Annotated in this window: 12 protein-coding genes; 5 read left to right on the forward strand and 7 right to left on the reverse strand. The window is 69.4% G+C overall.

From position 1 onward, the window contains the following. Positions 1-100 precede the first annotated feature (100 nt). The 3 genes from AB6807_RS15105 to AB6807_RS15115 are packed head-to-tail and all read right to left on the reverse strand — an operon-like array spanning position 101 to position 5,276. Entirely contained in the window at positions 101-1,444 is a 1,344-nt protein-coding gene (locus tag AB6807_RS15105; protein WP_371085216.1) for an MFS transporter, read from the reverse strand. Continuing rightward, entirely contained in the window at positions 1,441-3,852 is a 2,412-nt protein-coding gene (locus tag AB6807_RS15110; RefSeq protein WP_371085217.1) for a N,N-dimethylformamidase beta subunit family domain-containing protein, read from the reverse strand. Before AB6807_RS15110 ends, AB6807_RS15105 begins: the two co-directional genes overlap by 4 nt. Before the next feature lie 14 nt (positions 3,853-3,866). Further along, entirely contained in the window at positions 3,867-5,276 is a 1,410-nt protein-coding gene (locus tag AB6807_RS15115; RefSeq protein WP_371085218.1) for an aspartate aminotransferase family protein, read from the reverse strand. Positions 5,277-5,376: 100 nt separating this feature from the next. Between AB6807_RS15115 and AB6807_RS15120 the strand changes: the two genes are divergently transcribed. Next, positions 5,377-6,291 carry a LysR substrate-binding domain-containing protein gene (locus AB6807_RS15120; RefSeq protein WP_371085219.1) on the forward strand — a complete coding sequence of 305 codons (915 nt, stop codon included), beginning with the start codon at positions 5,377-5,379 and terminating at the stop codon, positions 6,289-6,291. Between the two features lie 28 nt (positions 6,292-6,319). Here the strand turns inward: AB6807_RS15120 and AB6807_RS15125 are convergent, their stop codons facing one another. Beyond that, positions 6,320-8,023: a M14 family zinc carboxypeptidase gene (locus tag AB6807_RS15125; RefSeq protein ID WP_371085220.1), complete on the reverse strand. Its 1,704-nt coding sequence runs from the start codon at positions 8,021-8,023 to the stop codon at positions 6,320-6,322. A gap of 237 nt (positions 8,024-8,260) precedes the next feature. Between AB6807_RS15125 and AB6807_RS15130 the strand changes: the two genes are divergently transcribed. Beyond that, entirely contained in the window at positions 8,261-8,974 is a 714-nt protein-coding gene (locus AB6807_RS15130; RefSeq protein ID WP_371085221.1) for a YebC/PmpR family DNA-binding transcriptional regulator, read from the forward strand. 34 nt (positions 8,975-9,008) lie between these two features. Next, entirely contained in the window at positions 9,009-9,407 is a 399-nt protein-coding gene (locus AB6807_RS15135; protein WP_371085222.1) for a GFA family protein, read from the forward strand. Positions 9,408-9,479: 72 nt separating this feature from the next. Here the strand turns inward: AB6807_RS15135 and ssb are convergent, their stop codons facing one another. Continuing rightward, entirely contained in the window at positions 9,480-10,046 is a 567-nt protein-coding gene (gene ssb / locus AB6807_RS15140; protein ID WP_371085223.1) for a single-stranded DNA-binding protein, read from the reverse strand. 268 nt (positions 10,047-10,314) lie between these two features. Between ssb and uvrA the strand changes: the two genes are divergently transcribed. Next, positions 10,315-13,341, forward strand: a complete 3,027-nt coding sequence (gene uvrA, locus AB6807_RS15145) for an excinuclease ABC subunit UvrA (RefSeq protein ID WP_371085428.1) — start codon at positions 10,315-10,317, stop codon at positions 13,339-13,341. Positions 13,342-13,399: 58 nt separating this feature from the next. Here the strand turns inward: uvrA and AB6807_RS15150 are convergent, their stop codons facing one another. Together AB6807_RS15150 and AB6807_RS15155 are read right to left on the reverse strand one after the other, a co-directional pair. Next, positions 13,400-13,879, reverse strand: coding sequence for a type II toxin-antitoxin system VapC family toxin (locus tag AB6807_RS15150; protein WP_371085224.1), 480 nt, complete (start codon positions 13,877-13,879; stop codon positions 13,400-13,402). Next, positions 13,876-14,646 carry a hypothetical protein gene (locus tag AB6807_RS15155; protein WP_116912503.1) on the reverse strand — a complete coding sequence of 257 codons (771 nt, stop codon included), beginning with the start codon at positions 14,644-14,646 and terminating at the stop codon, positions 13,876-13,878. Before AB6807_RS15155 ends, AB6807_RS15150 begins: the two co-directional genes overlap by 4 nt. Before the next feature lie 103 nt (positions 14,647-14,749). On the opposite strand from AB6807_RS15155, the gene AB6807_RS15160 reads away from it, so the two are divergent. Beyond that, positions 14,750-15,643 (forward strand): DMT family transporter, encoded by an 894-nt coding sequence (locus tag AB6807_RS15160; protein WP_371085225.1) that lies wholly within the window; start codon positions 14,750-14,752, stop codon positions 15,641-15,643. Positions 15,644-15,647 lie beyond the last annotated feature (4 nt).

A 15,647-nucleotide genomic window follows, 5' to 3' on the forward strand; every position in this document is an offset into this window, starting at 1 on the left:
TGAACGCAGCCTACCTACGATGCACCGGCCCGACTTGGAAAAAACTGCTGTTCGCGGCGCCGGCCGGCGAACTCACCTCACCGCCACCGGCCGGTGAACCTCATTTCACTCCGTAGCGCCGCGCCGCCCGCAGCGCCACCAGGCTCACCACCACGCCGAAGGCCACGTAGAACGACGGCGCGATCTTGCTGCCCGTGGCCGCGATGAGCCAGGCGCTGATGAAGGGCGCGAAGCCGCCGAAGATCGCCACGCCGAAGCTGTAGCTCACCGACAGCCCCGTGCCGCGCGTGGCCGCGGGGAACAGCTCCGACATCGCCGCCGAGATCGGCCCCCAGTACGCCGAGGCCACCACGCCCATCGCGGTGAGCGCGAGCATCAGCGCCGGCACCGACGGATGGTTCACCAGCAGGTAGAACAGCGGCACGATCATCACGCCCATCACCAGCGCCGCGCCGCGCATGATGACCACGCGCCCCACACGGTCCGACAGGCCGCCGAACACCGGCACCAGCACAAACTGCAGCACGCCGAACCAGAAGGTGCCCGCGAACGCCATCGACGCCGGCAGGCCCAGCTGGCGCACCGCGAAGGTGGGCATGAACAGCCCCGTGTAGGCCACCACCGTGGCCAGGATGATGAGCCCCATGGCCGCCAGCGTGCGCCCGCGCTGCTCGACCAGCGTGGTGCGCACCGGCGTGGCTTGCTGCACCTGTTGCGCCGCGCGCTTGAACTCCTGCCCCTCGTCGAGGTGGCGGCGGATGTACAGGCCGGCCGGCCCGATCAGCAGCCCAAAGAAGAACGGAATGCGCCAGCCCCACGCCAGCAGTTGCTCGGGCGTGAGCAGCGTGTTCAGCCCCATGCCGAAACCCGCCGCCAGGAAGGTGGTGATGCCCTGGCTCGCGAACTGCCAGCTGGCGAAGAAGCCGCGCCGGCGCGGGTCCTGCTCGGCCAGCAGCGCGGTGGCGCTGCCGAACTCGCCGCCCGCGGCAAAGCCCTGCAGCAGCCGCGCGAGGATGACCAGCCCCGGCGCCCACAGCCCGATCTGCGCGAAGGTCGGCGACACCGCGATCAGCAGCGTGCCGCACAGCATGATCGCCATCGACAGCGTCAGCGCGTTCTTGCGTCCGCGTGCGTCGGCGTAGGCGCCGAGCACCAGCGAGCCGACCGGGCGCATCACGAAGGTCACGCCGAAGGTGCCCAGCGTGATGAGCAGCGACACGCTCTCGTTCTCCGCGGGAAAGAACAGCTTGGAGATGGTCACGGCCAGGAAGCCGTAGATCACGATCTCGAACCACTCCAGCGCGTTGCCGATGGAAATGGCGGTGATGACGCGCAGGGTGCTTTGCCGCACAACGGCGGCCTCGGCGGGCTCGACGGGTTGGGCAGGTTGTGCCGAATCGGCCTGCTCCGGCAGGCCGGCGGTGCGTGGGGCGAGTGTGCTCATGGCGTTGCGTGCTCCAGGGATGGTTGAACCGGGCGGTCCGCCCCCGTGGCGGGGCGAACGCCGAAATGGTGCAGCACGTTGCGCAGCACCCCTTCGAACAAGGGATCGACACCGAGCACCCAGCTCGCACCGACGGCACCGGCGTTGAACACGCGGCCGCCCTGCGGGCGCTCCCAATAGATCATCTCGGCCGAGAGCCCGTCCAGCGAGTCGGTCAGGTTCGAGAAGTAGTCCAGGTACGCATCGAGCCGGCCCGGCTGCAGCCGGCGCCCCTGCGCGATGACCTCGATGCCGCGCTGCGGCTCGGGCAACTGCTGGCCCGCGGGCAGCGTGTGCGTCATGCGGCGCAGCGTGGCCACGCTCAGGTCCCACTCGTGGCCGATGGCACGCGGCAGGCCGCCGCCCGGCGCGTGGCCGAAGGTCGCGCCCTCGGCCAGGCCCAGCGGGTGCGGCTGCGTGAACAGGAAGTGGCGCGGCTGCGTCGCGTGGTACACGCCGAAGTCGCTGCCCTCGGCAAAGGCCCAGCCCGCCGACTCCAGCCCGATGAGCTCGGCGCACGAGCGCCCGGCCTGGCGGAACTGGCCGCCGCGCGCCCAGTCCTGCGCGTGGTACTGCTCGCCGAAGGGGCCGGCGGGCGGGCGCACCTGGGAGGCCTGGGCCGCCTGGGCGGCCTCCTCGCCACGCTCGCCATGCTCGCAGTCTGCGTCGTTCGGGCCGAGCACCTTGCGCTGCTCCATCACCGTGCCGTCTTCGTCGTAGCTCACGCGCAGGTACATGGTGTTGCCCGACAGCACCACGGCCGTGCCGCCGCCCGAGAGATAGTCGTCCAGCCCGTCGCAGGCCGGCAGCGACCAGTACTCGCTGTGGCCGTTGATGACCACGGTCTTGTAGGCCTTCAGCAGGCCCGGGTCGCGGTGCAGGTCCAGGTCGCTCACCACGTCGTAGTCGTAGCCCGCCTGGTCCAGCCACACGTGCAGGCGGCGCTCCAGCCGCGTCCACTGGCTGAAGCCCGCGTCGTCCGGGTCGTACAGCGCGTTGGGGCTGGCGTTGGGCCACGGCATGCGCAGGCCGACCTGGTAGGTCGGCTGGCCGCCGCGGTGGTAGGTGTAGCTGCTGTAGGCGGGCGCGTCGGGGTGGCTGTTTTCCAGCCCGACCGAGCGCCGCGGCCACACCGGGTCGCTCGCCACGTTCTTCGCGAAGGGCGTGCTCGCATAGGCCAGCCAGCTGTTGGTGGCGCACAGCACCAGCACCGGCGCGGGCGCCCGGTGCGCGGCGCGGCGCACGATGAAAGTGATGTCGTACACGGCCGGTTCGCCGTCGAGCAGGAAGTGCACGCGCCCCACGTACACGCCCGACTTCGCAGTCTCGGGAATGCGAAAGGCGTGGCTCTCGGGCCAGCGGCAGTCGTACAGGTCGTCGCTCGCCAGTCGCAGGCCGTGGCCGCGCGTGGGGTCGGCCAGCGGGTCGTAGCCGTCGTCCGAAAACTCGTTCACGCGCTTCGGCTCGAAGGCCGGGCCCACGATCATCCAGGTGCCGTGGTTGACGATGCGCCCCGTGCGCTGGTGCCCGCTGGCGTCGGCCACCGTGTCGCCGCGCTCCTCGCGAAGCGGCCAGCAGGCCAGCACCGTGCGCCCGCGCGGCGTGTGCAGGCCGCGGTCGGCGAAACGCGCGCGCACCTCGTCGGGCTGCAGGGCATGCGAATAGATGGCGGGCATGACGATGTCGCCTTCGAGGAACGCGTCCGCCAGGCCGTCGATGCCGCTGCTGCCCAGGCGCAGCGGTGCAGTGCCCGGTTGCAGAGAGCCGCTTCCGCGGCCGGGCTGCGCACTGCCGCTCCATCGGCCGCGCGCCACCACCTCGCCGTCGACCCACAGCACCGTCTCCTGCCCGTCCCAGGTCGCCACCAGGTGGTGCCAGCGCTTGGGGCGCAAGGCGCCGCCCGCGAGCTGGCCCTGGCCGTAGAACGCACCGCCGTCGCCCAGGTAGAAGACCGCGCGGGCGTCTTCATCGATGAAGAGCCCGTAGCCGCAGGCAGCCGGCAGGTCGAACTGCCCGAGCACGCTCTGCCGCGTGCCCGTGCTCCACACCTGCACCCAGCATTCGAGCGTGAGCGCGCGCAGCGGCTGGTCGAGCCCGCGCGCCACCTGCACGTAGGAGCCGGGGTAGATCGGATGCGCGCGCGCCGGCGAAGGCGCGAAGGTGTGCAGCACGGTGTCGGCCGAGCGGCCTTCGACATCGGGCCCGAGCTGGCACACCGACAGCGTGCAGGGCACGTCGCTGCTCAGGTGAAAGCGCACCACCTCGCCGGCGGCCACGCTCTTGCGGTCGGTGTAGCCGTGCACGCCGGGCACGTGCAGGCCGCGGTGGGGCGGCAACGGTGGCATGGGATGAGGCATGGGCTTGGGCATGCAGGCGTCCTGCATCACGCCGAGACAGCCAGGCCGCTGGCCGCGATCTCGTCGGCCAGGTCGCGCAGCGAGCGCTCCAGCAGGTCGGCCAGCTCGTCGATTTCCGCGGGCGAGATGGTCAGCGGCGGCGTGATCATCTGGAAGTCGCCGAAGGCGCCCAGGTTGGCGCGCCGGTTGTACAGCGCGATGCCGTGCTTCAGCCCGTGCTCGGTGAGCCGCGCCGGCGCGTTGAAGCTGGCCGGCAGCTGGCGCCGGGTGGCCTTGTCGGCCACGATCTCGATGGCGGTGAAGAGCCCCTTGCCGCGCACGTCGCCCACGATGGGCGAGCGCGCGGCCACCTCGCGCAGGCGGGCCATCAGCAGCTCGCCGCTGTCGCGCGCGCGCCGCACCAGGTCTTGCCCGATCACCTCGCCCACCACCGCGTTGGCCACCGCGCACGACAGCGGGTTGGTGAAGTAGGTGTGGCCGTGCACGAAGCCGCCGCTCTGCGCGACGGCGTCGACGATGCGGTTGGGTGCCAGCATGGCGCCCAGCGGCGTGTAGCCCGCGGCCAGCCCCTTGGCCAGCGTGACCAGGTCGGGCCGCGCGCCGGCCCAGTGGTGCGCCGCCAGAAAGGCGCCGGTGCGCCCGGCGCCGCTCATGATCTCGTCGTAGATCAGCAGCACGCCGTGGCGGTCGCAGATCTGCCGCACGCGCTCGAAGTACGCCGCGCCCGACACCACCGCGCCGGTCGACAGCCCGCCAATGGGCTCCAGGATGAAGGCGAGCACGGTGTCGGGCCCTTCGCGCACGATGGTCGCCTCGAGCTCGTCGGCGCAGGCCATGGCATGCGACTCCACCGTGTGGCCCTCGGGCACGCGATACGACAGCGGCGCGGCCACCTTCGGCATCTCGCGCACCATCGGGCCGTACAGGGAGTGCGTGTGCGCATCGCCCGTGACGGCCAGCGCGCCCAGCGTGGAGCCGTGGTAGCTCGGGTTGCGCGAGATGACCTTGGCGCGGCGCGGCTGGCCCGTGACCACCGCGTACTGCCGCGCCAGCTTCAAGGCCGACTCGTTGGCCTCCGAGCCGCCCGAGACGAAGAAGGCGCGGTCGAAGCCTTCGCCCGCCAGCTTGCACACGCGGTCGGCCAGTTCGATGCTGTGCTCGCTCTCGAAGAACCGCGGGTAGGCGAAGGTCACCTTCGCCGCCTGCGCCTGCATGGCGGCCAGCACGCGCGGGTTGCCGTGGCCGATGTTGGCGACCACCGCGCCCGCCGTGGCGTCGAGAAAGCGGCGCCCGCCGGTGTCCCACAGGTAGATGCCTTCGCCGCGCGCGATGCGCGGCGGCCGGGGCGTGCCCTTGGCGGCATAGAAGCCGAGCACGGAGCCGCCCTTGGGCGTGTCGCCCACGGTGCGGGCGGTGTCTTCGATCGTGGCGCTCATCGGTGAATTTCCATTCGCTTGTCTTGAACGGCCCGACGATAGGCAGAGGCCGCCGCCATGGGTAGACGTATCAAGCGATGAAGTGCTATACGTCTGGCGCATGAAGAACACCCACGACCGACTCGACCTGCTGGACACCTTCATCAAGATCGGCGAGAGCGGCTCGCTCAGCAAGGCGGCACGCCTGCTGGGCACCACGCAGCCCACGGTGAGCCGCCGCCTGCTGGAGCTGGAGCGCCTGCTGGGCTGCAAGCTGGCCATTCGCAACACCGCCAACTTCTCGCTCACCGACGAGGGCCGCTCGCTGCTGGCCGAGGCGCACGACCTCACCGACCGCTGGTCGGGCCTGTCGCAGCGGCTGCTGGGCGGCCAGAGCCGGCCCGAGGGCACGCTGCGCGTGATCGGCCCGTCGGGCTACGGCACGGGCTTTTTGACCGACGCGGTGACCGACCTGCACGCGGCGCATCCGCAGGTGCGCGTGGAGCTCACGCTGACCGACCGCGTGGTCGACCTCGCGGCCTCCGGCGCCGAATGCTGGGTGTGCGTGGGCGAGGTGCGCGACCCCGGCCTGGTGAGCCGGCCGCTGGGCCGCATGGAGCGCGTGCTGATCGCCACGCCCGAGCTGCTCAAGCGCATCGGCCCCGTCACGATGGCCCGGCTGCCGCAGCTGCCTTGCGTGGGCCTGGTGCCGTACGTGACGGGCAGCGTGCGGCTCATCGACCGGGGCGGGCGCTCGCGCATGGTGGCGCTGGACACGCCCATGCGCACCGACAGCCTGCTCGCAAGCTACCGCGCGGTGTTGAACGGTGCGGGCATCGGCGCGGCCGCGCCCTGGATGTGCCACGACGACATGCAGGCCGGCCGCCTGAAGCGCGTGCTGCCCAACTGGTGGCTGGAGCCCATCGGGGTGTACGTGGCGCTGCCGCCGGGGCTGTACCGGCCGGCGCGCGTCACCGCGTTCGTGGAGGCGCTGCGCGCGCGCATGCATGCGCTGCCGGGGTTCCGGCCCGCATGAGCGCCGCGGCCTACATGAGCGGCGCGGCCTACATCAGCGCGACCACCGGGTAGCGCCGCCACCCGCGCTCCGCATGGCGCTGGCCGTGCGCGAAGAGAAAACCCAGCACCGCCTGCGGATCGGACAGCAGCTCGGGGTGCGCCACCTTCCACTGTTCGAACGCGTGCTTCAACGCGGGCTCGTCCTGCAGCATCCGCAGCGCGGTGTCCTCGAACACGTAGGCGGAGAAGGCCTCCTTCTTCTCCAGCACGCTGTTGAAGAAGCCCCAGCGAAAGAAGCTGTCGTGCGCCTCGGGCTCCAGCGTTTCGACGGCGTAGCGCGCGGCGGGCTGGTCCAGCGGCACCCACACGTCGCCCGCGCGCGCCTGGAAGGCCTCGGTGTGCGTGGCGAGCACCACGCGGTCGTGGAACATGTGGCCTTCGTAGGCGTTCGGGCGCGGCACGGCCTCCTGCACGCGGTACACGCGCGCCGCATCGAACAGTTGGTCTGCCTCCAGGCGCCGCAGCAGCACGCCGTTCCATTCGAGCCGCTCGATCACCTCGCGCCAGGCCTGCGGCACCAGGTAGGCCCTGGGCGCGGCGACGACCGCTTCTTCCACGCAGCGGTCGAAGTGCACGATGTCTTTCTCCCACGGCTGGTTGCGGTCGTAGGCCAGGCGCTGGTAGCTGCCGAGCTGGCTGGGCGTGCGCACCGCCTCGTAGCCCTTGAAGCGCAGCGTGGCGGGCCGGCTGTGGTCGTTGCGCCATGCGAGCGGCCAGCGCGCCTGAAGCGCTGCGGCCGCTCGCGCGTCGCGACGCAGCCCCTGGATGCGTGCCGCGTGCGCCACGGTGAATCCCAGCACCACCTCCACCAGCGTGCGCATCGCGGCCACGCGGTCGGCGTAGGGCTTGAGCATGTGGGTCTCGGGCATGAAGCCGATGGTGTGGTGCAGCGCGGCGTAGCCGGTGGAAAAGCGCGGCAGGTCCAGGAAGTCTTCGATGCCCTCGTCGGGCGTCTCGCCCAGCAGGTTGACGTAGGGGCAGGTCGGCCAGCCGCGCCGGTCCATGTCGCCGTAGATCGCGGGCAGCATGCGCTCGCGCAGGAAGTCGCCCAGCGTGCCGCCCAGCTTGTCGGGCTGGGTCGGAATCAGCGTCATGGTGCAGGCGTAGTCGGCGCCGTTCGAGGTGTGGGTGTCGACCATCACGTCGGGGTCCCACGCGGTGAAGAAGCGGTTGAACACCTGCGCGGCCAGGCTGTCGCACTTGATGAAGTCGCGGTTCAGGTCCAGGTGCAGGCCGTTGCCGCGAAAGCCGAACGACTCCGGCCCCAGCTGGTTCACGCGCGAGGTGTTCTGGCGGTTCAGGCAACCGTCGACGTTGTAGACCGGAATGAACAGGAACACCGTGTCGCCCAGCGCCGCCAGCCGCTCGGGCTGCGTGCAGAAGTCGCGCACCAGCGCCATGCAGGCGTCGATGCCCTCGGGCTCGCCGGGGTGGATGCCGTTGTTGTTGAAGAACACGGGGCGGCGCTGGCGCTGCAGCGCCTCGCGCTCGAACACGCCGTCGGCCGTGACCACGCCGGCGTGCATCGGAATGCCGGTGTCGGACACGCCGATGCGGCGCCACTGCAGCACGCCGGGGAATCGCTGGGCCAGCTGCTCGTAGAAGGCGATGCACTCGGCCCAGGTGGCGGTCTGGTTGCCGTTGCCGCTTTCGAAGGGCGTGGGGTAGAGGGGGTGAGGCGTGGCCGTCATGACAGAACTCCGTTCGTGCAACAACAGGTTTCAGAAGGCTGGGCAGCGTAGCAGGCGGGGGCGGATGGGGCAGATGGGTCAGAAGGTGGCAGGCGCACGCCAAGGTTTCCACCCGTGCGCGCTCCAGCTACAGTAGTCGCCCCGATCCGGTCATACAGCCCTTCTTTCTGCCACGCGCTCCACACGCGCCAGACAACTGCCAGGCCAGGCCGCAACCACACATTCAAGGACACAGACATGGGCGCCCAATGGAAAGCTAAACACAAGGATCTGGCGGCCAATGCCAAGGGCCGGCTGTTCGGCAAGCTCGCCAAGGAAATCATGATGGCCGCGCGCAACGGCGCCGATCCGGCCGGCAATTCGCGGCTTCGCCTCGTGGTGGAACAGGCCCGCAAGGTCTCGATGCCCAAGGACACGCTGGACCGTGCCATCAAGAAAGGCGCCGGCCTCACCGGCGAGGCCGTGCACTTCGAGCATGTGATCTACGAAGGCTTCGCGCCGCACCGCGTGCCGGTGATGGTCGAGTGCCTGACCGACAACGTGAACCGCACCGCGCCTGAAATGCGCGTGTTGTTCCGCAAGGGCCAGCTGGGCACCTCGGGTTCGGTGTCGTGGGACTTCGACCACGTCGGCATGATCGAGGCCGAACCCGCCAAGCCCGACGCCGACCCCGAGGTGGCCGCCATCGAAGCCGGCGCGCAAGACTTCGAACCGGCCGGCGAAGGCCACCCCGCCGTCTTCCTGACCGACCCGACCGACCTCGACCTCGTGAGCCGCGCGCTGCCGGCGCAGGGCTTTACCGTGCTGTCGGCCAAGCTGGGCTACAAGCCGAAGAACCCGGTCGATCCGGCCAGCCTGAGCGCGGAAGACCTGGAAGAGGTCGAGACCTTCCTGGCCGCCATCGACGCGAACGACGACGTGCAGAACGTGTTCGTGGGGCTGGCGGGCTGACCGGTACCCACACCGAAACCACGCGCTCAGCCACATGCTCGCGGGAAAGTGCCTCTGCGGCGCCGTCCAGTACGCGGTGGCGGACGAGTTCGCGTACGCACTGAACTGCCACTGCGGGAACTGCCGGCGCGCCACCGGCTCGGCGTTCAAGCCCTTCGCGGGCATCGAGCGGAGCAAGCTGTCGATCACCCAGGGCGCGGACGCGCTGATGGTCTACGGCGCGCCCGACGCGGGCGACATGCACTGCGGCCGGTGCGGCTCGCTGCTCTATTCGGTGGTGCGCGAGGGGCGGTTCGTGCACGTGACGCTGGGCACGCTGGTCGATGCGCCTTCGGTCCGGCCGACGGCGCACATCTTCGTGGGCTCGAAGGCGCCGTGGTTCACCATCACCGATGACTTGCCGCAGCACCAGGGGCACGCGGGCGAGGGTTGAAGGCGGCGCCGCAATGAAAAAAGCCGGCCTCTTTCGAGGCCGGCCTTGCGTCCGGAACCGGGAAGCCAGGCTTCAGAACGGGATGTCGTCGTCCATGTCGTCGAAGCCCGACGACGACTTGGCCGGTGCCTGGCGCGGCGCCGGTGCCGGGGCACGTGGTGCGGCTGCAGGTGCGCGCGGGGCGTAACCGCCACCACCGCCGCCGCCGCCACCACCACCGTTGCCGCCCTGCGAGTAGCCACCGCCACCGCCTTGCGAGTAACCGCCGTCGTCCTCGGGACCGCCCGACGGGCCGCCCTGGCCTTGGCGGCTGCCCAGCATCTGCATCTGGTCGGCGCGGATTTCGGTGGTGTACTTTTCGATGCCGTCCTTGTCGGTCCACTTGCGCGTGCGCAGGCTTCCTTCGACATAGACCTGCGAGCCCTTGCGCAGGTACTGGCCGGCAATTTCGGCCAGGCGGCCGTTGAAGACGATGCGGTGCCACTCGGTGGCTTCGCGCATTTCGCCGCTTTGCTTGTCTTTCCAGCGATCGGTGGTGGCCACTGTGACGTTCGCGACCTGATCGCCGCTCGGGAAGGTCCGCATTTCGGGGTCGCGCCCCAGGTTGCCGACGACGATGACTTTATTGACCGATGCCATATGCACTGCCCCTGATAAGTAGATGAAGGAGGAGGAAGAGAACCCTCGATTGTGCCCGATGCCGGCCCCACCGAAAGGCTTTCCGAGCCCGCCCGCTCGCCAGGAAATGCGCGCCGGACTATCATGTCCGGTTGCCCTCGGACGATCGCACCCTTTGAATTCCAAAGCCACTGACACAGCCGAAGCCCGCGAAAACAGCGCACAGCGCGCCGAACGCGAAGAACGCGAACGTGACGCCCAGCGCGAACGCGACACCTACCTCGGCGCCGTGCTCGCGCAGCAGCGCATCAGCATCCGCGGCGCGCGCACGCACAACCTGAAGAACGTCGACCTCGACATTCCGCGCAACAAGCTGGTGGTCATCACCGGCCTGTCGGGCTCGGGCAAATCGAGCCTGGCCTTCGACACGCTGTACGCCGAAGGCCAGCGCCGCTACGTCGAGAGCCTCTCGGCCTATGCGCGGCAGTTCCTGCAGCTGATGGACAAGCCCGACGTCGACGTGATCGAAGGGCTGTCGCCCGCCATCAGCATCGAGCAGAAGGCCACCAGCCACAACCCGCGCTCCACCGTGGGCACGGTGACGGAGATCCACGACTACCTGCGCCTGCTGTTCGCCCGCGCCGGCACGCCCTTCTGCCCCGACCACCACCTGCCGCTGCAGGCGCAGACGGTCTCGCAGATGGTCGACACCACGCTGGCCCTGCCCGGCGAGCCGCGCCTGATGATCCTGGCGCCCGTGGCGCGCGAGAAGAAGGGCGAGTTTCTCGAACTCTTCGCGGAGATGCAGGCCGCGGGCTACGTGCGCTTTCGCGTCGACGGGCAAACCTACGAATACAACGACCTGCCCAAGCTCAAGAAGACCGAGAAGCACGACATCGACGTGGTCATCGACCGCCTGCGCGCGCGCGCCGACATGCAGCAGCGCCTGGCCGAGAGCTTCGAGGCGGCGCTGCGCCTGGCCGAAGGCCGCGCCATTGCGCTGGAGCTGGGCGCCGAGGGCGCGAGCGACACCGAGCACCTGTTCAACGCCAAGTTCTCCTGCCCGATCTGCCACTACTCGCTGTCGGAGCTCGAGCCGCGCCTGTTCTCGTTCAACTCGCCCGTGGGCGCGTGCCCGAGCTGCGACGGCCTGGGCCACCGCGAGGTATTCGACCCGGCGCGCGTGGTGGCGTTTCCGTCGCTGTCGATCGCCAGCGGCGCCATCAAGGGCTGGGACCGCCGCAACGGCTACTACTTCAGCATGATCGAGAGCGTCGCCAAGCACTACAAGTTCGACGTCGACGCACCCTTCGAGTCGTTGCCCGCCTCGGTGCAGCAGGTGCTGCTGAACGGCTCGGCCGCGGAAGAGATCAAGTTCAACTACGTGATGGAGTCGGGCAACTTCGCGGGCAAGAAGCTCACGAAGAAGCACCCCTTCGAGGGGATCATCCCGAACATGACGCGGCGCTACCGCGAGACCGATTCGGTGCTGGTGCGCGAAGACCTCGCGCGCTTTCGCAACCTGCAGCCCTGCCCCGACTGCGGCGGCTCACGCCTGCGGCGCGAAGCGCGCAACGTGTTCCTGGTGGACGAGTCGGGCCGGCCGGCGGACGTTGGCGAGGGCCAGGCCGCAGGCGCCGAACCCTCGCGCATGGCGATCTTCGAACTCAGCCACCTCACCTTGCGCGACTCGCTGGCCTGGTTCCAGAACCTCAAGCTGCGCGGCTCCAAGGCCGACATCGCCGACAAGGTGGTGCGCGAGATCGGCCTGCGGCTGAAGTTCCTGAACGACGTGGGCCTGAACTACCTGAGCCTGGACCGCAGCGCAGAGACGCTGTCGGGCGGCGAGGCGCAGCGCATTCGCCTCGCCTCGCAGATCGGCTCGGGCCTCACCGGCGTGATGTACGTGCTCGACGAGCCCAGCATCGGCCTGCACCAGCGCGACAACGACCGCCTGATCGGCACGCTGAAGCACCTGCGCGACATCGGCAACAGCGTGATCGTGGTCGAGCACGACGAGGACATGATCCACGCCGCCGACCACGTCATCGACATGGGCCCCGGCGCCGGCGTGCACGGCGGCCGCGTGATGGCGCAGGGCACCTACGCCGAGGTGTCGGCCAACCCCGAGTCGCTCACGGGCCAGTACCTGTCGGGCACGCGCAAGATCGAAGTGCCGAAGCACCGCACCGCGTGGCTGCCCGTGGTGAGCAAGCCCGCGTTCAACGAAGGCAAGAAGGCCTCGCGCTTCGCGCCCAGCCCCGCGGCCGAACGCCGCGCCGCGCGCGAGGCGGCCCACCTGGCCTCGCAGGGCGAGCTGCAGGAAATTCGCGTGGTCAACGCCAGCGGCAACAACCTGAAGAACGTGAGCGTGGCCTTTCCGGTCGGCCTGCTGACCTGCGTGACGGGCGTGTCGGGCTCGGGCAAGTCGACGCTGGTGAACGACACGCTCTACACCGCCGTGGCCCGCACGCTGTACCGCGCGCACGAGGAGCCGGCGGCGCACGAGGCCATCGAGGGCATCGAGTACTTCGACAAGGTCATCAACGTCGACCAGAGCCCCATCGGACGCACGCCGCGCAGCAACCCGGCCACCTACACCGGCCTGTTCACGCCCATTCGCGAGCTGATGGCCGAGACCAACACCGCGCGCGAGCGCGGCTATGGCCCGGGGCGCTTCAGCTTCAACGTGGCAGGCGGGCGCTGCGAGGCCTGCCAGGGCGACGGCGTGGTGAAGGTCGAGATGCACTTCCTGCCCGACGTGTACGTGCCCTGCGAGGTGTGCCACGGCCAGCGCTACAACCGCGAGACGCTCGAGGTGCTCTACAAGGGCCGCAACATCGCGCAGATCCTCGAGATGACGGTGGAGACCGCGCACGAGTTCCTGAAGGCCGTGCCCACCATCGAGCGCAAGCTGCGCACGCTGCTGGACGTGGGCCTGAGCTACATCAAGCTGGGCCAGTCGGCCACCACGCTGTCGGGCGGCGAGGCGCAGCGCGTGAAGCTCGCGCTGGAGCTCAGCAAGCGCGACACCGGCCGCACGCTGTACATCCTGGACGAGCCGACCACCGGCCTGCACTTCGCCGACATCGAGCTGCTGCTGAAGGTGCTGCACCAGTTGCGCGACGCGGGCAACACCATCGTGGTGATCGAGCACAACCTGGACGTCATCAAGACCGCCGACTGGCTGATCGACATGGGGCCGGAAGGCGGCGCGGGCGGCGGCACGGTGGTGGGCGAAGGCACGCCGGAAGACATCGCGGCGAACGAGGCGAGCCACACGGGGCGGTATTTGAAGCGGCTGCTCGAGAACTGACCGGGCGGCGAGTGCTGCGTTGTGGCGCTTGCTGCCTAGTCCCCCGATGCCTAGTCGCCTAATCGCACAACAGGCCTCGCTGGCCATTGTCGAACCACGCTGAATCGAAACCGTCCGCCAGCAGTATCGGCTTGACCGTGCTGATGCCGGCCTCGTTCAACCGGCGCAGGTACTTCACCAGCGTTTGCGCGTCCTCGGTGAGGATGTGAGTCAGCGATTCGCAGATGGCCTGGGCAATCAGCTTGATGTCGTCCTTGACGGCGCTTCGGTCGTCCGTGCCGTCCCGCTTCAGGTCGCGCATCAGCAATCCTGCAGTCATCGCATGGTCGATGTTGAAGGGGAGCACCTCGAAATTGCGCAGCGGCAGGTCGGTCACGGCCTGCTTGACCTGGAACTCCGACGCCGCGATCGCGGACAGGTACACGGGCACGCCGCGCCTCAATGCCTCCCGCAGGTAGTCGACCGCAGCCTGATGGTGCGCACGCGCCGGATCGGCCAGCGAGATCAGGTAGCTCGTGTCGAGCAGGATCGCGCTCACTCCTTGCTTCCCCGAAGCTCGTCGATCCAGGTTCCCGCATCGGGCACATCGCGCCATGCCTTGGCCCCGCGTTGCGTCAGGCGATCGAGGTCTTTTTCATCGAGCCGGCTTTCGTGCTCCACGAACTCCAGCAGCCTGGCGCCCCGGTATTCCCGCGTCATGACGTTGTACTCGGCAACGATGCGGATCATGGCCGGCTTGTAGAGCCGATTGACCTTTTCGTCACGCAGCATTTCACGGGCCGCATCGACCAGCAGCGCCTTGCCGTCGGGCAGGCGGATGTGGGCGTTCGGCTTGGTGTGGCCGCCCATGTCTTCGATCTCGCCACGCACATAGCGCTCTACGCGCACCCACTGGTCCGCATCGTCGGCGCGAAAGTCCGACTCGGCACTGATCACGATGGCGGCGGGCAGAAAGTCCGCCGCGATGCTCACGCGCCAGCGACGACCGCCGCGTGCACTTTTTTGCCACCGCTCGATCACGGCGCGCCGCTTCAGCCCGATGCCATCCATCTCCTGGCTGCCGGCCAGCTTGCGCAGGTCGTTCAGCAAGACAGGGTTGGCGGTGGGTGCCGTGCGAATGGCCAGCGATCCTTTTTCGACGGACACATCGAGTGCGCTGGTGTCGACGTCGTTGCTGTCGCCGCGAAGGAATTCGTCCACGTCCCTGGCAAAGCTGCGCAACACGGACAGCGGCACCCGGTCGGGCGAGATTTCATACCCGGCCGACTCGTCGTGCAAAGCAATCAGCAACTCTTGCGCTTCCATCGTTTCATTCTAGGGGTCGAGCCCCTTTTCTTGCAGGGGGCCAGCGCGGGAACGCCCTCGGCCATCCGGCACGAATGCACGCCCCACGCCACAATCGCGGCCCATGCCTTCCTTCACCCCCCGCCAGCTCGTCCTCCTCGTCCTCCTGACCCTCGTCTGGGGCTTCAACTGGCCGGTGATGAAGCTCGGCGTGGCCGACTATCCGCCGCTCGGGTTCCGTGCCATCTCCATCTGGCTCGGCCTGCCGGTGCTGGCCCTGGCGCTGGTGTGGCTGAAGGTGCCGTTTCGCGTGCCGCGCAGCGCGTGGCCCGAGCTGGTGTGGCTGGGCGCGACCAACATGTTCGTCTGGCATGCCTGCATCATCCTCGCGGTGAAGGCGCTGTCGGGCGGGCGCGCGGCGATCCTGGGCTACACGATGCCGGTGTTTTCCGCGGTGATCGGCGCGCTGCTGTTCTCGGCGGTGCTCGCGCGGCGCGCGTGGCTGGGCGTGGGCGCCTGCGCGGTCGGCGTGGGTCTGCTGCTGTGGCACGAGCTCACGGACCTGTCGGGCCGCCCCGGCTATGTGGCGCTGGCGCTGGTGGCCGCGGCCACCTGGGCGCTGGGCACGCAGCTGCTGCGCCACACGCGCATCGGCCTGCCGACGCTCACGATCTCGTTCTGGATGACGGCCATGACCGCGGTGGTGATGACCGTGCTCTCGCTGCTCTTCGAGCGCGACCAGCTCTACTGGCCCGGCCAGGTGACCTGGGGGTCGATCGGCTACAACGCGGTGCTGATCTTCGGCTTCGCGCACGCGGCATGGTTCTACCTGGCGCGCGGCCTGCCGCCCATCGCGTCGACGCTGAGCGTGATGTTCATCCCGGTGCTCGGGGTGTTCAGCGGCGCGGTGTGGCTCGGCGAGGCCGTGCACTGGCAGGACTGGGTGGCGGTGGTGCTGATGGTGGTGGCCATCGCCTCGGTGCTGCTGCCCGCGCGCGCGGCCGCCGCCAAGGCCTGAGCGC

This window comes from Variovorax sp. RCC_210 (assembly GCF_041355175.1).
Lineage (GTDB): Bacteria > Pseudomonadota > Gammaproteobacteria > Burkholderiales > Burkholderiaceae_C > Variovorax.

What these genes read in the sequence shown, in the direction of transcription:
- AB6807_RS15105 (WP_371085216.1), bottom strand. Translation starts at nt 1,444, where the DNA reads ATGAGCACACTCGCCCCACGCACCGCCGGCCTGCCGGAGCAGGCCGAT.
- AB6807_RS15110 (WP_371085217.1), bottom strand. Translation starts at nt 3,852, where the DNA reads ATGCCCAAGCCCATGCCTCATCCCATGCCACCGTTGCCGCCCCACCGC.
- AB6807_RS15115 (WP_371085218.1), bottom strand. Translation starts at nt 5,276, where the DNA reads ATGAGCGCCACGATCGAAGACACCGCCCGCACCGTGGGCGACACGCCC.
- AB6807_RS15120 (WP_371085219.1), top strand. Translation starts at nt 5,377, where the DNA reads ATGAAGAACACCCACGACCGACTCGACCTGCTGGACACCTTCATCAAG.
- AB6807_RS15125 (WP_371085220.1), bottom strand. Translation starts at nt 8,023, where the DNA reads ATGACGGCCACGCCTCACCCCCTCTACCCCACGCCCTTCGAAAGCGGC.
- AB6807_RS15130 (WP_371085221.1), top strand. Translation starts at nt 8,261, where the DNA reads ATGGGCGCCCAATGGAAAGCTAAACACAAGGATCTGGCGGCCAATGCC.
- AB6807_RS15135 (WP_371085222.1), top strand. Translation starts at nt 9,009, where the DNA reads ATGCTCGCGGGAAAGTGCCTCTGCGGCGCCGTCCAGTACGCGGTGGCG.
- ssb (WP_371085223.1), bottom strand. Translation starts at nt 10,046, where the DNA reads ATGGCATCGGTCAATAAAGTCATCGTCGTCGGCAACCTGGGGCGCGAC.
- AB6807_RS15155 (WP_116912503.1), bottom strand. Translation starts at nt 14,646, where the DNA reads ATGGAAGCGCAAGAGTTGCTGATTGCTTTGCACGACGAGTCGGCCGGG.
- AB6807_RS15160 (WP_371085225.1), top strand. Translation starts at nt 14,750, where the DNA reads ATGCCTTCCTTCACCCCCCGCCAGCTCGTCCTCCTCGTCCTCCTGACC.